The 18,208-nt window shown below is 62.8% G+C and carries 15 protein-coding genes; 4 read left to right on the top strand and 11 right to left on the bottom strand.

Annotated elements, in window-relative coordinates:
* Positions 1 to 44: 44 nt before the first annotated feature.
* From TZ03_RS23675 to TZ03_RS23665, 3 genes are all read right to left on the bottom strand, one after another.
* Positions 45 to 773: an aspartate/glutamate racemase family protein gene (locus tag TZ03_RS23675; protein ID WP_051100787.1), complete on the bottom strand. Its 729-nt coding sequence runs from the start codon at positions 771 to 773 to the stop codon at positions 45 to 47.
* A 16-nt stretch (positions 774 to 789) separates the two neighbouring features.
* Positions 790 to 2,322, bottom strand: a complete 1,533-nt coding sequence (locus TZ03_RS23670) for an NCS1 family nucleobase:cation symporter-1 (RefSeq protein WP_051100786.1) — start codon at positions 2,320 to 2,322, stop codon at positions 790 to 792.
* 562 nt (positions 2,323 to 2,884) lie between these two features.
* A complete protein-coding gene (locus TZ03_RS23665) occupies positions 2,885 to 3,322 on the bottom strand; it encodes an Lrp/AsnC family transcriptional regulator (protein WP_051100785.1) in 438 nt (145 codons plus the stop codon).
* Positions 3,323 to 3,455: 133 nt separating this feature from the next.
* Here TZ03_RS23665 and TZ03_RS23660 point away from each other — a divergent pair, with 133 nt between their 5' ends.
* Both TZ03_RS23660 and TZ03_RS23655 read left to right on the top strand, forming a co-directional pair.
* Positions 3,456 to 4,355: a DMT family transporter gene (locus TZ03_RS23660; RefSeq protein WP_051100784.1), complete on the top strand. Its 900-nt coding sequence runs from the start codon at positions 3,456 to 3,458 to the stop codon at positions 4,353 to 4,355.
* 155 nt (positions 4,356 to 4,510) lie between these two features.
* A complete protein-coding gene (locus tag TZ03_RS23655; RefSeq protein ID WP_414860320.1) occupies positions 4,511 to 5,437 on the top strand; it encodes a class I SAM-dependent methyltransferase in 927 nt (308 codons plus the stop codon).
* 120 nt (positions 5,438 to 5,557) lie between these two features.
* Here TZ03_RS23655 and TZ03_RS23650 read toward each other — a convergent pair whose 3' ends face one another.
* Complete coding sequence (locus tag TZ03_RS23650; protein WP_051100782.1) at positions 5,558 to 7,582, bottom strand: mechanosensitive ion channel family protein; 2,025 nt, start codon at positions 7,580 to 7,582, stop codon at positions 5,558 to 5,560.
* Positions 7,583 to 7,772: 190 nt separating this feature from the next.
* Positions 7,773 to 8,771 (bottom strand): sulfate ABC transporter substrate-binding protein, encoded by a 999-nt coding sequence (locus tag TZ03_RS23645; protein ID WP_051100781.1) that lies wholly within the window; start codon positions 8,769 to 8,771, stop codon positions 7,773 to 7,775.
* A 358-nt stretch (positions 8,772 to 9,129) separates the two neighbouring features.
* Between TZ03_RS23645 and TZ03_RS32075 the strand changes: the two genes are divergently transcribed.
* Positions 9,130 to 9,873 carry an RHS repeat-associated core domain-containing protein gene (locus TZ03_RS32075; RefSeq protein ID WP_082056712.1) on the top strand — a complete coding sequence of 248 codons (744 nt, stop codon included), beginning with the start codon at positions 9,130 to 9,132 and terminating at the stop codon, positions 9,871 to 9,873.
* Here TZ03_RS32075 and TZ03_RS23640 read toward each other — a convergent pair.
* The 6 genes from TZ03_RS23640 to gcl all read right to left on the bottom strand — a co-directional run bounded on the left by TZ03_RS23640 (position 9,785) and on the right by gcl (position 17,319).
* The gene (locus tag TZ03_RS23640; RefSeq protein ID WP_051100780.1) at positions 9,785 to 10,666 is read right to left on the bottom strand and encodes an urea transporter; all 882 of its coding nucleotides are present in this window, start codon (positions 10,664 to 10,666) and stop codon (positions 9,785 to 9,787) included. The two genes, TZ03_RS32075 and TZ03_RS23640, sit on opposite strands and share 89 nt — an antisense overlap.
* A gap of 150 nt (positions 10,667 to 10,816) precedes the next feature.
* Positions 10,817 to 12,232 (bottom strand): pyruvate kinase, encoded by a 1,416-nt coding sequence (gene pyk, locus TZ03_RS23635; protein WP_051100779.1) that lies wholly within the window; start codon positions 12,230 to 12,232, stop codon positions 10,817 to 10,819.
* Positions 12,229 to 13,503: a glycerate kinase gene (locus TZ03_RS23630; RefSeq protein WP_051100778.1), complete on the bottom strand. Its 1,275-nt coding sequence runs from the start codon at positions 13,501 to 13,503 to the stop codon at positions 12,229 to 12,231. The genes pyk and TZ03_RS23630 overlap by 4 nt, the downstream gene beginning before the upstream one ends.
* Positions 13,504 to 13,657: 154 nt before the next feature.
* Entirely contained in the window at positions 13,658 to 14,548 is an 891-nt protein-coding gene (locus TZ03_RS23625; protein WP_051100777.1) for a 2-hydroxy-3-oxopropionate reductase, read from the bottom strand.
* A gap of 158 nt (positions 14,549 to 14,706) precedes the next feature.
* Entirely contained in the window at positions 14,707 to 15,489 is a 783-nt protein-coding gene (gene hyi, locus TZ03_RS23620; protein WP_051100776.1) for a hydroxypyruvate isomerase, read from the bottom strand.
* Positions 15,490 to 15,543: 54 nt separating this feature from the next.
* Positions 15,544 to 17,319 (bottom strand): glyoxylate carboligase, encoded by a 1,776-nt coding sequence (gene gcl, locus TZ03_RS23615; protein ID WP_051100775.1) that lies wholly within the window; start codon positions 17,317 to 17,319, stop codon positions 15,544 to 15,546.
* Between the two features lie 257 nt (positions 17,320 to 17,576).
* On the opposite strand from gcl, the gene TZ03_RS23610 reads away from it, so the two are divergent.
* A complete protein-coding gene (locus tag TZ03_RS23610; RefSeq protein WP_051100774.1) occupies positions 17,577 to 18,017 on the top strand; it encodes a GlcG/HbpS family heme-binding protein in 441 nt (146 codons plus the stop codon).
* Positions 18,018 to 18,208: the final 191 nt, after the last annotated feature.

Genomic DNA, 18,208 nt, shown 5'->3' with positions numbered 1-18,208 from the left:
GAGCTGGCTTGCCGGCGATAGGGCCGGTACAGGTAAATAGAAGGCTAGCGGCCGAAACGCATCGGCCACCCCACCACTTTCTTCGCCCGCGGCGTGGCATAGGTGCGTACCTTGGAGGTGCTCAGGCCCATGCGCACCAGCGCCTCGGCAATGGTCACCGCCGCACTCACGCCATCCACCACCGGCACGCCGGTGCGCTGGCGAATTTGCTCGTCCAGCCCGGCCATGCCGCCGCAACCCAGGCAGATCACCTCGGCCTTGTCGTCACGCACGGCACGTTCGGCCTGCTCGACAATCGCTTCCACGGCGCGTTGCGGGTCGGCTTCCAGCTCCAGCACCGCCAGCCCGCTGGCCCGCACCGAGGCGCAGCGCTCGTACAGGCCTGAGAGCTTCAGGCGGTCCTCGATCAGCGGCACTGTGCGGTCCAGGGTCGTGACCACCGAGTAGGCGTGGCCAAGGTACATCGCCGTGCTGGCGGCGGCATCGGTAATGTCCACCACCGGCACGTTCAGCAGTTCCTGCAGGCCTTCGCGGCCGTGCTCGCCATAACCGGCCTGGATCACGGCGTCGTAGGGGCCATCGTAGGCCAGCACCCGGTCCATTACGGCGATGGCGGCCAGGTAGCTTTCGAAGTTGCCTTCCACCGACTCGGCGCCGAACCACGGGGTGAGCCCGACGATTTCGGTACCGGGCGCGGCCACTGCACGAGCCTGCTCGGCAATGGCTTCGGTGATGGCTTCGGTGGTGTTGACGTTGGCGATCAGAATACGCATGGGCAGTCCTCCCTGATCAATGGCTGCTGTGGTCGACGGCGATGCACTCGCCGCTGACATCGTGGTATTGGCGGTTGCGTGGCGCGATCAGCAGGTACAGGGCGGCGGCGATACCGGCACCGATCAGCCAGGAGAACGGCGCCACGCTTTGGAAGTTGGGTACCAGGGCCAGGACGATGGCCAGCAGTGCGGCCGGTACGAAGGCCGCTACGGCGCGCAGGTTGATACCCTTGGTGTAGTGGTAGGCGCCGGCCGGGTCCTCGCTGTACAGCTGCGGCACGTTGATGCAGCCTTTGCGCAGCAACCAGTAGTCGGACATGATCACCCCGTACAGCGGGCCGAGCAGGGCGCCCAGGCCAGACAGGAAGTACACGATCACCAACGGGCTGTTGTACAGGTTCCACGGCAGGATCAGCACCGCCAGGGTGGCGCTGATCAACCCGGCACGGCGGAAGTTCAGGTGGCGCGGTGCCAGGTTGCTGAGGACGAAGGCCGGGGCCACGAAGTTGGCCATGATGTTCACTGCCACGGTGACGATCAGGAAGGCCAGGCAGCCAAGCACCAGGAATGGCGTGCTGGGGATGGCGGCGACGATCTGCGTCGGGCTGTCGATGACCTGGCCGTTGATCTGGAACTGTGCGCCGCACAGCACCACGGTGATCACGGCGAACACCAGGATGTTCACCGGCAGGCCCCAGAAGTTGCCGACGCGAATGGTCTTGCGGCACGGCGAGGAGCGGGCGAAGTCACAGAAGTTCAGCACCAGGGTGCCGTAGATAGCCAGCCACAGCGCGCCGCCGGCGAAGATGTTGCGCCACATCTCGTAGCCGGTCAGCGGCTCGGCCACCGACCAGGCGATGCGCGCGTCGGCCTTGAAGTACATGAATACCGCCAGGGCAGCGACGGTCAGCAGGATCACCGGGCCGGCGAAGGCCTCATAGCGGCGCACCATCTCCATGCCATAGGCAAGGATCACCAGTTGCACCAGCCAGATCGCCACGAAGCATACCCAGCCCAGGCTCGACAGGCCGAGGATGCTGTCGAGGTCGTAGGCTGCCAGTTGCGGCCACACGGCGGTGAGCAGCACGCGCAGCACCACCGAGGCCAGGTAGGTCTGGATGCCGAACCAGGCGATGGCGATGACCGCACGGATCAGCGCCGGGATCTGCGCGCCGTGGATGCCGAAGGCGATGCGGCTGATGACCGGGAACGGTACCCCGGTTTTCTGCCCCATGTAGCCGGACAGGTTCATGAAGAAGTACACCAGCGCCGCACCGATGGCCAGTGACAACAGAATTTGCCAGCCACCCAGGCCGAGGGCGAACAAGCCCATGGCGAACGAATAGTTGGCGATATTGTGCACATCGTTTGTCCACAGCGCGAAGATGCTGTAGCCACCCCAGCGACGGCCCTCGATACGGGTGGGCGCGAGGTCGCGGTTATGCAGGCGCGGGCTCAGGACAAGTTCCGGCTGATGGCCGCTGAGAGTGGAATTGGCGTGGGTGCTGGCGACGGATAGTTCAGGGGCAAGGTCGAGGCTGCTACTCATTCCGGCGGGCTCCTGATGCACATGGACTGCGATGAGCGGGCATGCGCACGGGCTCGCCATCTCGTCGGTGCAGCGTTGGCATCACAGGGTTCTGGGCGCGGCGGCCGGCTTTTGGGCTGGCGTCGCGGGTTCTTGTGTATTTATGTTTTGTTCGGTTTGTATACAAAACACGAACACACAAAAGCCAGTTCCATGCCAAGGAAAAATCAACTGCCAAGTGGCCAGCATTTTGAATCTATGTTGTTGAAAGGTAAGTTAATGAAATGCAGGGGATATAAGTTGACCCAATGAACAGGTTTAAATTTTTAGTTGGTTAATTAGTTGATCAAATGGTCAAAATTAGTTGCGAGTGGGGTGTAACGTATTGGGGCATTACTGAAGAAAGTGCACACAAAAATGGCACCTAAGGTGACATTCTTGTGTACAAGAATTAGTCAGCTTTTCCCTGTTCCGGCCCTATCGCCGGCAAGCCAGCTCCCACAGGTACTCCACAGGTTTCAAGAATGATGGAGGTCTTTGTGGGAGCCTGGCTTGCCGGCGATAGGGCCGGTCCAGGCAACACTCAGTCCATCGGCGGCAACCGCCGTTTCACCGGGCTTTTCTTGATGATCGCGGTATTGGTCTCGGCCAGCACATTGATGCGGTCGAGCAGGGTGTCCAGTTGTTCCATCGAGCGCACATGCAAACGTGCAATGAAGCAGTCCTCGCCGGTGACCTTGTCGCATTCGGTGAACTCGGGAATGGCAATGATCTGCCGCTCCACCTCCTGCAACTGCCCAGGCAGCGGGCGGATGCGCACGATCGCTTGTAGTTGGTAACCAAAGGCGCGCGGGTCGACCTCCACCGTGTAACCGCGGAGCACACCACGCTCTTCCAGGCGGCGCAGGCGCTCGCTGACGCTGGGCGCGGACAGCCCGCTGATCTGCGCCAGGGCCTTGAGCGAGCGGCGCGAGTCATCCATCAGTGCGTTGATCAGCAATTGGTCGATGGCATCGGTCATGGGTACCTCATCAGGTAGTTGGCTCTATTTGCCTTGATAGTAAAGGCAAATGAACAGATCTACCTTCGTTATCCGCTGGAAGGCGCTGCAGCAACCTTTGCATACTGTGTCCATCGTCGACAGGAGGTGTGAGATGGACAGTTCATTGCGTCGTGGCTCGCTGGAAATGGTCGCCGCCATGCTGATTTCCGGGACCATCGGCTGGTTCGTGCTGGTGTCCGGCCAGCCGGTGCTTGAGGTGGTGTTCTGGCGCTGCGTGTTCGGTGCGGTGACCTTGCTGGCGATTTGCGCCGCTTTCGGTTTTCTGCGGCCGGGTGTGATCAGCCGCACGGCGTTTCTGCTGGCAATTGCCAGTGGCGTGGCCATCGTTGGCAACTGGCTGCTGTTGTTTGCCTCGTACTCGCGGGCCTCGATTGCCATCGGCACGGCGGTGTACAACGTGCAGCCGTTCATGCTGGTGGGGCTGGCGGCGCTGTTCCTGGGCGAGAAGATCACCCTGGCCAAGGTTACCTGGCTGAGCGTGGCGTTCCTTGGCATGCTGGCCATCGTCAGTGCCCATGGTGCGGGGCAGGGCAGTGGTGAGGATTATCTGTTGGGGATTGCGCTGGCGCTGGGGGCAGCGTTGTTGTATGCCATCGCCGCGTTGATCATCAAGCGCCTGAGCGGCACGCCACCGCACCTGATCGCACTGATCCAGGTGAGCACTGGTGTGCTGTTGCTGGCGCCGTGGGTCAAGCTTGGCGGGTTGCCGGGTGAAGTGCCGGCACTGGCCAGCCTGCTCACCTTGGGCATGGTGCACACCGGCCTGATGTATGTGCTGTTGTACAGTGCCATCCAGCGCCTGCCCACGGCGTTGACCGGGGCACTGTCGTTCATCTACCCAATTGCGGCGATCCTGGTGGACTGGGTGGCGTTCGGGCACCGCCTGGTGCCGCTGCAGTGGCTGGGGGTGGGGTTGATTTTGCTGGCGGCAGCGGGGATGCAGCAGGGGTGGTGGTTCCGGTCCAAAGCGATAACGGTCGAGGGCCATTGAGACCGCGTTGCGCCTATCGCCGGCAAGCCAGCTCCCACAGGTTTTGCGCAAGTTTCGAGGCCTGTGCAGTACCTGTGGGAGCTGGCTTGCCGGCGATAGGGCGCAAAGCGCCCTCAGGGGGTAGAATGCCGCTCTTTGCCAGCCTGCGACCCACCATGACCTCGCCGATCCACACCCTTGAGCAACGCCTGCTCGCCGCCCTCGACCCTGCCCCGCAGGAAACCCGCCGCCTGTTCCACGGCCGTGGCCGTTGCTGGCCGGGCCTGGAGCAGGTCACCGTCGACTGGCTGCAAGGCGTGCTGTCGGTCGCCCTGTTCCGCGAGCCAGGCGAAGGCCAGCTGGCCGAACTGGAAGCCATGCTACGCACCTTGGCTGAACGCCCACAGTGGAGCGGCCAGGCCATCCTCATCCAGCACCGCTACCTGCCAGACAGCCCGGGCCAGTGGCTGCTGGGCGAGCCGTGCCAGCAGCGCGAGGTGGTCGAAGACGGCCTGACCTACCTGCTGGACCTGGGCGTGCGGCAGAACAACGGCCTGTTCCTCGACATGCGTTATGGCCGGCGTTGGGTGCGCGAGCAGGCGGCGGGCAAGCGGGTGTTGAACCTGTTCGCCTATACCTGCGGGTTTTCGGTGGCGGCGATTGCCGGTGGTGCCGAGCAGGTGGTGAATCTGGACATGGCCAAGTCGGCGTTGTCCCGGGGCCGGGATAACCACCGCCTGAACGGCCACGATGCGTCGCGGGTGGCGTACCTGGGACACGAGCTGTTCAAGTCGTGGGGCAAGGTGCGCAAGTACGGGCCTTACGACCTGATCATCATCGATCCACCAACTTTCCAGCGTGGCAGCTTCGTGCTGACCCAGGATTACGCGAAGATCCTGCGGCGTTTGCCGGAGTTGTTGAGCGAAGGCGGGACGGTGCTGGCGTGTGTCAACGATCCGGGGATCGGGCCGGAGTTCCTGATCGAAGGGATGGCCGAGCAGGCGCCTTCGCTGGGGTTTGTCGAGCGGTTGGAAAACCCGCCGGAGTTTCCGGATGTGGATCCGGCGGGGGGGCTCAAGGCCTTGGTATTCCGCCCGATGTGATGTTGCCCTTGCCGGCCTCTTCGCGGGCACGCCCGCTCCCACAGGGATCGCCACAAGTCTGAATGCTGTGGAGTACCTGTGGGAGCGGGCGTGCCCGCGAAGAGGCCGGTACAGGTAACATCAAGCCCCCAGAGCCTGCACCGGTAGCGGATAAACCTGGGCAAAACTCACTTTATCGGTCTGGTCCACGCGCTTCTTCAGCCGCTCGTTGAACGCCCGGCTAACCGCATACTGCCCGCCGGAAACGGTGCGGAACTGCGCCGTCAGCACAAAGCCGTTCAAGTCCATGCGATCCACCCCGAACACCTGCAGCGGCCCCTGCAGGTTGATGCGCAGCAGCGGGTCTTCGCTGATCGACTTGCCCACTTCGTGAATCAGCGCCAGTGACTCATCCACGTCACTGTCATAGGTGAACTGCACCGAAAAGAACGCATAGGCAAACTGCCGCGACTGGTTGGTAACCGCCTTGATCTGGCCGAACGGCACCGAGTGCACGAAGCCTTTGCCATCGCGCAGGCGCAAGGTACGGATGGTCAGGCTTTCGACGGTACCGGCATGGCCGGAATCGAGCACCACCCAGTCGCCGATGGAGATGGTGTCTTCGATGAGGATGAACAACCCGGTGATCACGTCCTGCACCAACTGCTGCGAGCCGAAGCCGATGGCCAGGCCGATCACCCCGGCACCGGCCAGCAGTGGCGCGACATTGATGCCCAGGTTGGCCATGGTGGTGATGGTGCAGATGACGATCAGGATCACTTTGGTCGCGTTGCGCAGCATGGGCAGGATGGTTCGCACCCGGGTACTCGGCTGGCGCGCGGCGCGGCGGCCGACGGCGGGCTTGAGCGTTTCCTGGATGGCAGTGTCGAGTACCACCCACAGTAGCCAGGTAACCAGCAGGATCAGGCCGATGCTCGACAGCGAGTTGCTGATGGCCTGGCCCAGGCTGTTGCTCAGGGCGAAGCCGATCACCGAGAAGCCCCAGATACGCCCCAGCAGTTCGATGAAGGCGACCGCCATGGCGATACGCAGCAGGGCATGGCTGAGGCTGCGCAGCAGTTCCTTGTAGGGCCGTATACGCTGTGCCGGGTCCGTTTCACGCGGGGCCAGCAGGTGTTGCAGCAAGGTGCTGAGGAACACGGTCGAGACCAGCAGCACGGTGGTCAGCAAGGCTTTCTGCAGGGCTTTCTGGCTTTCTTCACCGGCACCCACCAGGTGGATTGCCGACACCAGGATCATCAGCAGGATCGGCAGGTACCACACCGCCGAGAAGATTCGCAGGGTTTCTTGCACTGCTCGGTGCTGGATGCGGTCGCTGAAGTCGCGGTTGCGGATCAAGTGGGCCACCGGGCGGCGCAGGCGGATGACCAGGCTGGCGAAGATGAAGGTGGCGGCGAGGCCGGTGATCACGGCGACGCTGGCAGTGATGTTGCCACCCAGCTGGCGGGCGATCTGCGGGCTGGTCAGGGCATCGCTCCAGGCCGCGAGAAAGCCGATCAGGAACAGCGGGTGCGGCGCCAGGCGCTTGATCACGGCCACGGCCGGGCGCTTGTGGCCAGCGTCGAACAGAGTGATCAAGCAGAGGACGATCGAGGTCGAGAACAGGCCGCTGCTGGTGGCGTAGGCCAGGCTCAGGCCCAGTGCGCGGGCCACCGATGGCTCGAGGAAGCGGCTGACGTAGAGGGTCAGCGGCAGGCTGGCCAGGGCCGGCAGGGTATAGGGCAGCAGGTAGCCGAGCAGGCTGCTGGCGCGTTTGCGGGTGCGCAGCCAGGGGCTGCCTGAGGTGCGTTTGGCGACCCAACGGCCGAGGCTGGTGAGCAGGGCGAAGCTGGCGGCCCAGGCGAGGGTAAGCAAAAGGAAGTTGCCGGCCAGTTGCGGGGTGTCGCCGACCGAGTGGCGATCGACCAGGCGTTCGATCTCTTTGGTGGCACGGTCGGTGCGCAGGCGCCAGGCATCGACCAGATGGGCGTCAAGGTCCAGCTCCTGGGCGGCGCTGTCCAGGCCGTCGGCCAGTGCGCCAAGCAGGCCACCTTGCAGCACCGGTTCGGGTTCGGCGGGTTGTTCTTCGGCGGGGGCAGGCTCGGCAGCCAGCAGATGGGTGCTCAGCAGGCAGCCGAGCAGCAGGGTAGAGAGAAAGCGCAGCACTGGAGTACTCCTTGGGCCGGGGTGAGCGGGGCAGGGTTACTCAAGGAACTGATGGCTGAAGGGTGGGGAAAGTTCGATTGGTGTGTTGCCTGGTCCGGCCTCTTCGCGGGTAAACCCGCTCCTACAAAGTACAACGCCATGCTTGTAGGAGCGGGTTTACCCGCGAAGAGGCCGGACCTGCGTGAATCAATTACTGATTGGTGTAGATCTGGTCAAACACCCCACCATCATTGAAGTGGGTCTTCTGCACGGTTCGCCAGTCACCGAAGGTCTTCTCCACCGACAGGAAGTCCACTTTCGGGAAGCGGTCGGTGTACTTGGCCAGCACTGTCGCGTCACGCGGGCGCAGGTAGTTATTGGCGGCGATCTCTTGGGCCGCTGGCGACCACAGGTACTTCAGGTATTCCTCGGCCACGGCCTGGGTGCCCTTCCTGGCCACTACCTTGTCGACCACACTCACCGGCGGCTCGGCTTCGGCCGACACGCTCGGGTAGACCACTTCGAACTGGTCGCGGCCAAACTCGCGGGCGATCATCTCGGCTTCGTTCTCGAAGGTGACGAGCACGTCGCCAATCTGGTTGGTCATGAAGGTGGTGGTAGCGGCACGGCCACCGGTGTCGAGTACCGGTGCCTGCTTGAACAGCTTGCCGACGAAATCACGAGCCTTGGTTTCGTCACCGCCCTGCTTGAGCACATAGCCCCAGGCCGACAGGTAGGTGTAGCGGCCGTTACCCGAGGTTTTCGGGTTGGGCACGATCACCTGCACACCGTCCTTGAGCAGGTCTGGCCAGTCTTTCAGGGCTTTCGGGTTGCCCTTGCGCACGATGAACACGGTGGCCGAGGTGAACGGCGCGCTGTTGTTCGGCAGGCGGGTGACCCAGTTGTCCGGCACCAGCTTGCCATTGTCGGCAAGGGCGTTGATGTCGGTGGCCATGTTCATGGTGATGACATCGGCCGGCAGGCCATCGATCACTGCCCGGGCCTGCTTGCTGGAGCCGCCGAAGGACATCTGCACATTGACCTTTTCTTTGTGCTCGGCTTCCCAGTGCTTCTGGAAGGCTGGGTTGTAGTCCTTGTAGAAGTCGCGCATCACGTCGTAGGAGACGTTGAGCAAGGTGGGGGCGGCCTGGGCGAAGTTGCCCAAGGCCAGGCCTGCGGCGAGCAGCGAGGCGGTGAAGAGTTTTTTCACGTTGCTTCCTTGTTATCGAGAAGGGTGTTGGCAGTTTGCCTGCGACTATAGCGGGAGGGTTTGCGTGGGTTAAAGAACAAAAAGCACTTTGGTTATGCCGCTGCCTGTTCTGGCCCTATCGCCGGCAAGCCAGCTCCCACAGGTACGCCACAGGTCTTGAAGCTTGTGCAGTACCTGTGGGAGCTGGCTTGCCGGCGATAGGGCCAGAACAGGCAACATCACTGTTTGGGAAACAGCTAATTGGCCTGCTTGAGCCATAGCCATACGAGAGAGAGCAGTGGAGAGCACCTGACAGAATTGCCAGTACTGTGGGGCCAAAAACTCTCCAACAATTGGCCATTCGCACAAAGGAGGCTTTATGAGCACGCGCGTTCGAGTAGAGACAGTTGTGTATGGTCCTTACGGGTATGAGCGATCGGGTGGCTCTAGCCGTCTGCTCGGGTTCTGCGGATATTGGCGCGATGTCTGCGAACACGATTATCCATTGGGCAATGGCTATCGCCAGCTAAACACGCGGTTGATGCGCTTCAATAGCCCTGATGAGCTGAGCCCATTCGCGGAGGGTGGAATCAATGCGTATATGTATTGCAATGGCGATCCAGTGAACAAGGTGGACTCAAGCGGCAGAGCGGGCACTGGATTAACGGCACTGCTTAAGCAGCACAGGCTTCCAAAGAAGCATCTCAAGCCGTTTTTCAAGATGCTTAAGGAAAACAACTCATTTACGGTCATCCGCGTTGAAGGACAAGGCGCCACCACCTTCAAGGGCAAGAGGACTGCTACCGGATTTTCTGTAGATGTCTCTTCATCTGTGGCTTGGCGCGAGCATTTGGCACCAGGTGAATATTTGGCCAGAAAAGATCTCTATATTCCTTGGAGGGAAGGGGTTGAAAGCACCGCGATAACAATCACAACGGGTTTCAAAGTGTACAAAGTCTCCGAGCTTCCTGATGTGACCTTGGAAGGGCCGCGACGGACTTTTGCTCCGGAGAACAACTACATAGAGCGTCCACTCAGTTCCGTTGTTGGGGGCGTGCGCCTAGGCGACCGTGGTGCTGGTTTTTCAGGTGTACCCCAAGGTGCATCAGCCAGCAGGCGGTGACGAAGGGGGCGGTCAGGCCGGCCACTGGCAGCAGCTTGAACAGTGGTTGCAGCAGTAAGGCCAGGGCGATGGCCAGCAGCGTCACCCAGGGCTTTTCGCCTTGCCTGCTGAAGGCCAGCGCCGCCAGCGCGGCGTTGAAACCATACAGGCCCAGCCATGCTGCCTGCGCCTGATCGACGAGTAGCGCCACGCCGCCACCGATGGCCGAGCCGATCACCGCCCACATTGCCGCGTAGGGGTTGGCAATGAACATGCCGACGATGATCAGCAATCCGGCCAAGGGCTGGTCAAGCAGGAAGATCTGGCCTATGCCGCGGGCCAGGGCATACAGCGGGTCGGCTTCGACGAAGCCGCTGGGCGAGGGGCTGGCGATTAGCAGTGTGGCCCAGCCCAGCATGACGAAGGGGGCGGTGTAGGCGATCAGCAGCTTGCCGCCGCGCTTGCGCCATTGGTGGGTGATGATGCTGGACAAGCCGCCGGCGGCGATGATCAGTGGGGGCAGGATGGCCGACCAGGGCAGCACGGCGCTGATCAGGATGCCGATGAGTACGCCGTTGTAGCAGTACAGCCCGGCCTGGCGGTCGGTACGGTCGTAGCCGCGGCGTTGCGCGGTGAGCAGGCCGGCCAGGGCGCCGAGCAGGGCGCCGCCGACCAGGTTGGGCGCGGTCAGCAGGATGGCCAGCAGGCAGCACAGGCCGCACAGGGGGTTGCGCAGCAGCAGCACCTGGCTGAAGCCGTTGAGCAGCGCCGTGGCCCAGTCGGGGCACGGGTTGACGAAATCTTTGGTGTACATGGGGCAGTCAGTGAGGTGGATGGGGAAGCGGTGGGCCTCTTTGGGCCTCGGGTTTTCCGCAGGTCTGGTATTTCAGTGCTGGGGGAGGGCTTTGCCCTCCATTCGCCGGCAAGCCAGCTCCCACAGGGGCGCAAAGCGCCCCCGGCAATCTCAGAGCAAAGTCTCGATCCGCAGCGTGTTAGTCGACCCCGGCTTGCCGAAAGGCACACCGGCCGTGATCAGCAGGGTGTCGCCACGGCTGGCCATGCCCTGCGCCTGGGCGATTTCCAGCGCGGTGGAAACCACCTCGTCGACCTGGCGCAAGCGATCGTTGACCACCGAGTGCACACCCCAGGCCACGCTCAGGCGGCGCGCGGTGGTCAGGTTGGGGGTCAGGTTGAGGATCGGTGCCCGTGGCCGTTCGCGTGCCGCGCGCAGTGTCGAGTTGCCCGACTCGCTGTAGTTGACCAGTACCGCTACTGGCAGGATGCCGCTGATACGGCGGATGGCGCAGCTGATGGCGTCCGACACGGTAGCCTCGGCTTTCGGCCGGCCAACGTCGAGCTGGGCCTGGTAGTCCGGGCCGTTCTCCACCTGGCGGATGATCTTGCTCATCATCTGCACGGCTTCCAGTGGATAGTCACCCGAGGCGGTTTCGGCCGACAGCATCACCGCATCGGCTCCTTCGGCCACGGCGTTGGCCACGTCGGTGACTTCGGCACGGGTTGGCGCCGGCGAGAAACGCATGGATTCGAGCATCTGCGTGGCCACCACCACCGGCTTGCCCAACTGGCGGCAGGTGCCGATGATGCGTTTCTGGATTTGCGGCACGCTTTCGGCCGGCACTTCCACGCCCAGGTCGCCACGGGCCACCATGATCGCATCCGCCAGTTCGGCGATGGCTTGCAGTTGTTCGACTGCCGATGGTTTTTCGATCTTGGCCATCAGGTAGGCACGGTCACCGATCAGTTGGCGGGCCTCGACGATGTCCTCCGGGCGCTGTACGAACGACAGGGCCACCCAGTCCACGCCCAGCTCCAGGCCAAAGGCCAGGTCGCGGCGGTCTTTCTCGGTGAGCGGGGACAGGTCGAGCACGGCCTGGGGCACGTTGACACCCTTGCGGTCGGACAGCTCGCCACCGTTCAGCACTTCGGTGTCGATGGCATCGCTGTGCTTGGCGGTGACGCGCAGGCGCAGCTTGCCATCGTCCAGCAGCAGGTCCATGCCGGGTTCGAGGGCGGCGATGATTTCCGGGTGCGGCAGGTTGACCCGCTGGCTGTCGCCCGGGGTTTTGTCCAGGTCCAGGCGCAGGGCCTGGCCGCGTTGCAATTGCACCTTGCCGTCGGCAAAACGGCCTACGCGCAGCTTTGGCCCTTGCAGGTCCATGAGGATGCCCAGCGGGTAGTTCAGCTGCTGCTCGACTTCGCGGATCCACTGGTAGCGCAGGGCATGGTCGGCATGCTCGCCGTGGCTGAAGTTGAGGCGGAAGATGTTCACCCCGGCTTCGACCAGCTGGCGGATGTCGTCGATGCCTTTGATCGCAGGGCCAAGGGTGGCGAGGATTTTGACTTTTTTATCAGGCGTCATGATTGGGCAGTCTCGAGGATCAGGATGGCACGGAAGTCGTTGACGTTGGTGCGGGTCGGCTCGGTGACGATCAGCGCATCCAGCGCGGCGAAGTAGCCATAGCCGTTGTTGTTGTCCAGCTCGTCGCTGGCCGACAGGCCCAAGGCTTCGGCGCGGGCGTAGCTGTGCGGGGTCATGAAGGCGCCGGCGTTTTCTTCCGAGCCATCGATGCCGTCGGTGTCACCGGCCAGGGCGTACACGCCCGGCAGGCCCTTGAGGCTTTCGGTGAGGCTGAGCAGGAACTCGGCGTTGCGCCCGCCACGGCCATTGCCGCGCACGGTCACGGTGGTCTCGCCGCCAGAGAGGATCACGCAGGGCGCCTTCAGCGGCTGGCCGTGCAGGACGATCTGCCGGGCGATACCGGCGTGCACCTTGGCGACCTCGCGCGATTCGCCCTCCAGGTCACCGAGGATCAGCGGGCTGAAACCGGCCTGGCGGGCTTTGACCGCGGCGGCTTCGAGCGACTGCTGAGGCTTGGCGATCAGCTGGAAGTGGCTGCGGGCCAGGGCTGGGTCGTCGGCCTTCACGGTTTCCGAGGCTGGGTTGTGGAGCCAGTCGATGACCGCTTTGGGTGCTTCGATGTTGTAGCGCTTGAGGATGGCCAGGGCATCGGCCGAGGTGCTCGGGTCGGCCACGGTGGGGCCGGAAGCGATCACCGTGGCGAGGTCGCCCGGTACATCGGAAATGGCATAGGTGTAGACCGTGGCCGGCCAGCAGGCCTTGGCCAGGCGGCCGCCCTTGATCGCCGAGAGGTGCTTGCGCACGCAGTTCATCTCGCCGATGGTGGCGCCGGATTTCAGCAGTGCCTTGTTGATCTGCTGCTTGTCGGCCAGGGTCAGGCCCTCGGCGGGCAGGGCCAGCAGGGCAGAGCCGCCGCCGGAGAGCAGGAAGATGACACGGTCGTCTTCAGTGAGGTTGCTGACCAGTTCCAGCACGCGCTTGGCCACGGCCAGGCCGGCGGCATCGGGGACCGGGTGGGCGGCTTCGACCACCTCGATCTTCTGGCAGTTGGCGCCATGGCCGTAGCGGGTGACGACCAGGCCGGAGACTTCGCCCTGCCAGCTCTTCTCGACTACTTCGGCCATGGCGGCTGCGGCCTTGCCGGCGCCGATGACGATGACCCGGCCGCTACGGTCGGCGGGCAGGTAGGGTTCGAGGACTTGACGGGGGTGGGCGGCGGCGATGGCTGTGTCGAACAGCTCGCGGAGAAGTTTTTGCGGATCGACCGACATGGCAGGCTCCCAATTATTGTTGTTCTGCAGAATCGAAAACGCCCCTGGAACTGCCTCCGTGCAGGCCGAACCAGGGGCGGGTGTTGCTCTGGTCACTACCTGACCTGTGGTCGCAGGTCAGACAGCGTATGCTTCATCGCGGGCAAGCCCGCTCCTACAGGTCGCGGATCGAGAAGTTGGCCATGTGCTCCAGGCCTTTGATCAGCGCCGAGTGGTCCCAGTTACCGCCGCCCAAGGCCTGGCAGGTGTTGAACACTTGCTGGGCATTGGAGGTGTTGGGCAGGTTGATGCCCAGCTCCTTGGCGCCTTGCAGGGCCAGGTTCAGGTCTTTCTGGTGCAGGTTGATGCGGAAGCCTGGGTCGAAGGTGCCCTTGATCATGCGCTCGGCGTGTACTTCGAGGATCTTCGACGAGGCGAAGCCGCCCATCAGTGCTTCACGCACCTTGGCCGGGTCGGCGCCGTTCTTGGCGGCGAACAGCAGCGCTTCGGCAACGGCCTGGATATTCAGGGCGACGATGATCTGGTTGGCGACCTTGGCGGTCTGGCCGTCGCCGTTGCCACCGACGCGGGTGATGTTCTTGCCCATGGCTTCGAACAGCGGCAGGGTGCGCTCGAAGGCTTTCGGGCAGCCACCGACCATGATGCTCAGGGTCGCAGCCTTGGCACCCACTTCACCGCCGGACACCGGGGCGTCCAGGTAGGCGGCACCGGTGGCCTTGATTTTCTCGGCGAACACTTTGGTGGCGGTAGGCGAGATCGAGCTCATGTCGATCACCACCTTGTTCGGGCCGACGCCTTCGGCCACGCCGTTTTCACCGAACAGGACGCTTTCGACCTGCGGGGTGTCGGGGACCATGACGATGATGAACTCGGCTTCCTGGGCAACTTCTTTCGGGTTGGCCAGGGCTACGGCACCGGCGGCGATCAGGTCAGCGGGAGCTGCGTCGTGGTGGGTGGAAACGAAGATGCTGTGACCTGCTTTCTGCAGGTTCTGAGCCATGGGCTTGCCCATGATGCCGGTGCCGATGAAACCGATTTTAGCCATGAGAATATGCCTCTTTGTATTTGTGATGTCTCAAGCTGTGGGAGCGGGCATGCCCGCGAAACAGGCGACTCGGTGGATGGCACCGGCTATGCCGGTGTTCGCGGGCATGCCCGCTCCCACAGGGTTTCGTGTTTCACAGGGAGCTAGCGTTCAGCCGTTCAGATTGCGTTATGGGTCTTCAGCCAGCCCAGGCCTGCTTCGGTGGTGGTCAGTGGCTTGTACTCCGCGCCCACCCAGCCCTGGTAGCCGATGCGGTCCAGGTGCTCGAACAGGAAGCGGTAGTTGATCTCGCCGGTGCCTGGTTCGTTGCGGCCAGGGTTGTCGGCCAGCTGGATGTGGTTGATCAGTTGCAGGTTGGCTTCCATGGTGCGGGCCAGGTCACCTTCCATGATCTGCATGTGGTAGATGTCGTACTGCAGGAACAGGTTGTCGCTGCCCACTTCGGCCTGGATCTCCAGGGCCTGCTTGGTGGTGTTCAGGTAGAAGCCGGGGATGTCACGGGTGTTGATCATTTCCATGACCAGGCGGATCCCGGCGGCCTTGAGCTTGTCGGCGGCGTACTTCAGGTTGTCGACGAAGGTCTTGCGTACGGTCGCGCAGTCCAGCCCCTGGGGGCGGATACCGGCCAGGGCGTTGACCTGGGTGTTGCCCAGCACCTTGGCGTATTCGATGGCCTTGTCGACACCAGCACGGAATTCTTCGATGCGGTCGGGGTGGCAGGTGATCCCGCGCTCACCTTTGGCCCAGTCGCCAGCGGGCAGGTTGAACAGCACCTGGGTCAGGCCGTTGGCCTCCAGTTGCTGCTTGATCTCGGCAGCGCTGAAGTCGTACGGGAAGAGGTATTCGACACCGCTGAAGCCAGCGTCGGCAGCAGCCTTGAAGCGGGCCAGAAAGTCCTGTTCGGTGAACAGCATGGACAGGTTGGCAGCGAAGCGAGGCATGAGTTGTCTCCTTGCGATGAAGGCCCCCAGGGTATGCCTGGGGGCGTCAGGCGGTCAGTCCAGCAGCGAGATGGCGGTTGGCGCGTCGTTGCCGACCAGGGCCAGGTCTTCGAATTCGTTGACCGCGTTGATCTCGGTGCCCATGGAAATGTTGGTCACACGTTCGAGAATCACTTCGACCACCACCGGTACGCGGAACTCTTCGGCCATTTTCTGTGCCTTGAGCAGGGCAGGGGCGATCTCGGCCGGCTCGAACACACGGATGGCCTTGCAGCCCAGGCCTTCGACCACGGCGACGTGATCGACACCGTAGGTGGCAGCGTCGGTGGCGTTGATGTTCTCGAACGCCAGTTGTACACAGTAATCCATGTCGAAGCCACGTTGCGCCTGGCGGATCAGGCCCAGGTAGGCGTTGTTCACCAGCACGTGGACGTATGGCAGGTTGAACTGCGCGCCCACGGCCAGTTCTTCGATCATGAACTGGAAGTCGTAGTCACCCGACAGTGCGACGACCTTGCGCTTCGGATCGGCCTTTACCACGCCCAGCGCGGCAGGGATGGTCCAGCCCAGCGGGCCGGCCTGGCCGCAGTTGATCCAGTGGCGAGGCTTGTACACGTGCAGGAACTGCGCGCCGGCGATCTGCGACAGGCCGATGGTGCTGACGTAGCAGGTGTCCTTGCCGAATACCTGGTTCATTTCTTCGTATACGCGCTGCGGCTTGACCGGCACGTTGTCGAAGTGGGTCTTGCGCTGCAGGCTCGATTTACGCTGCTGGCAGTCTTCCAGCCAGGCCTTGCGGCACTTCAGCTTGCCAGCGGCCTTCCACTCGCGGGCCACTTCGAGGAACACGTCCAGTGCCTTGCCGGCGTCGGAAACGATACCCAGGTCCGGGGTGAACACGCGGCCGATCTGGGTCGGTTCGATGTCCACGTGCACGAACTTGCGGCCTTCGGTGTACACGTCGACCGAACCGGTGTGGCGGTTGGCCCAGCGGTTACCGATGCCGAACACCAGGTCGGATTTCAGCAGGGTGGCGTTGCCGTAGCGATGCGAAGTCTGCAGGCCGACCATGCCGACCATTTGTGCGTGGTCGTCCGGGATGGTGCCCCAGCCCATCAGGGTCGGGATCACCGGTACGCCGGTCAGCTCGGCGAACTCGACCAGCTTGTCGCTGGCGTCGGCGTTGATGATGCCACCACCGGCCACCAGCAATGGGCGCTCGGCGTCATTGAGCAGGGCCAGGGCTTTTTCCGCCTGTACGCGGGTAGCGGACGGCTTGTTGATTGCCAGTGGCTCGTAGGCGTCGATGTCGAATTCGATTTCGGCCATCTGCACGTCGAACGGCAGGTCGATCAGCACTGGGCCAGGGCGGCCGGTGCGCATTTCATAGAAGGCTTTCTGGAAGGCGTAAGGCACCTGGCCTGGTTCCAGAACGGTGGTCGCCCACTTGGTCACCGGCTTGACGATGTTGGTGATGTCGACAGCCTGGAAGTCTTCCTTGTGCAGGCGGGCACGTGGCGCCTGGCCGGTGATGCACAGAATCGGAATGGAGTCGGCCGAGGCACTGTACAGGCCGGTGACCATGTCGGTGCCGGCGGGGCCGGAGGTGCCGATGCACACGCCGATGTTGCCCGGGTTGGCGCGGGTGTAGCCCTCTGCCATGTGCGAGGCACCTTCGACGTGACGAGCGAGGACGTGATCGATGCCACCGACTTTCTTCAGGGCCGAGTACAACGGGTTGATGGCAGCCCCTGGGATGCCGAACGCGGTATCTACACCTTCACGGCGCATGACCAGAACGGCTGCATCGATTGCTCTCATTTTGCTCATGGTTTGTGCCTCATCGATTTTGTAATTGTATACAACTTGCTTTGCGACAGAGTGTATTCACGCCTGGCGGCTCAGGTCAATGGGTTTTCATCGGTTGATCTGGCTTTCATCAGGGCGCCAGTGAAAACGGGGTTTTGCGCTGTCGCATACGATCGTTTCAAAATATTGTATACAAAAATACATTTCGTTGTGTTCTATTTGTTCTATCGGTTTTCAACTGCCCTCAGGGCTTCTCACAACAAGAAGAGGACCTTTCCATGAACGTTTTGAACCTGAAAGTCGCGGTCAGCCTGGTGAATGCCGCGCTGGCAGCGGGCCGCAAGATCAATGCCGCGCCATTGACCGTGGCGGTGCTGGATGCTGGCGGGCACTTGCTGGCGCTGCAACGCGAGGATGGCGCCAGCCTGATCCGGCCGGAGGTGGCCACAGGCAAGGCCTGGGGCGCGATTGCCCTGGGCAAGGGCTCGCGCCTGCTGGCGCTGGATGCGCAGCAGCGGCCGGCGTTTTTTGCCGCGCTGAACGGGATGGGGGAGCGGCCGGTGGTGCCGGCACCCGGTGGTGTGCTGATTCGTGATCAGGACGGTATGGTGCTGGGTGCTGTCGGGATCAGCGGGGATACGTCGGATATCGACGAGCAGTGTGCGATCAGTGCGATCGAGGAGGTGGGGTTGCGGGCGGATGCCGGGGTAGCAGCCTAAATCTTTATTGCCTGTTCTGGCCTCATCGCCGGCAAGCCAGCTCCCACAGGTACACCACAGTATTCAAGATCTGTGGAGGTCCTGTGAAAGCTGGCTTGCCAGCGATGGGCTGCAGAGCAGCCCACCTAGCCCTGTCAGGGCAGTTGCCACAGGTAAACCACAGCGTTCAGGATCTGTGGAGGTCCTGTGGG

Source organism: Pseudomonas sp. 10-1B (assembly GCF_000935045.1).
Taxonomy (GTDB): Bacteria; Pseudomonadota; Gammaproteobacteria; order Pseudomonadales; family Pseudomonadaceae; genus Aquipseudomonas.
Note: the sequence above shows the minus strand (reverse complement) of the source record. Positions and strands in the feature narration are given on the sequence as shown.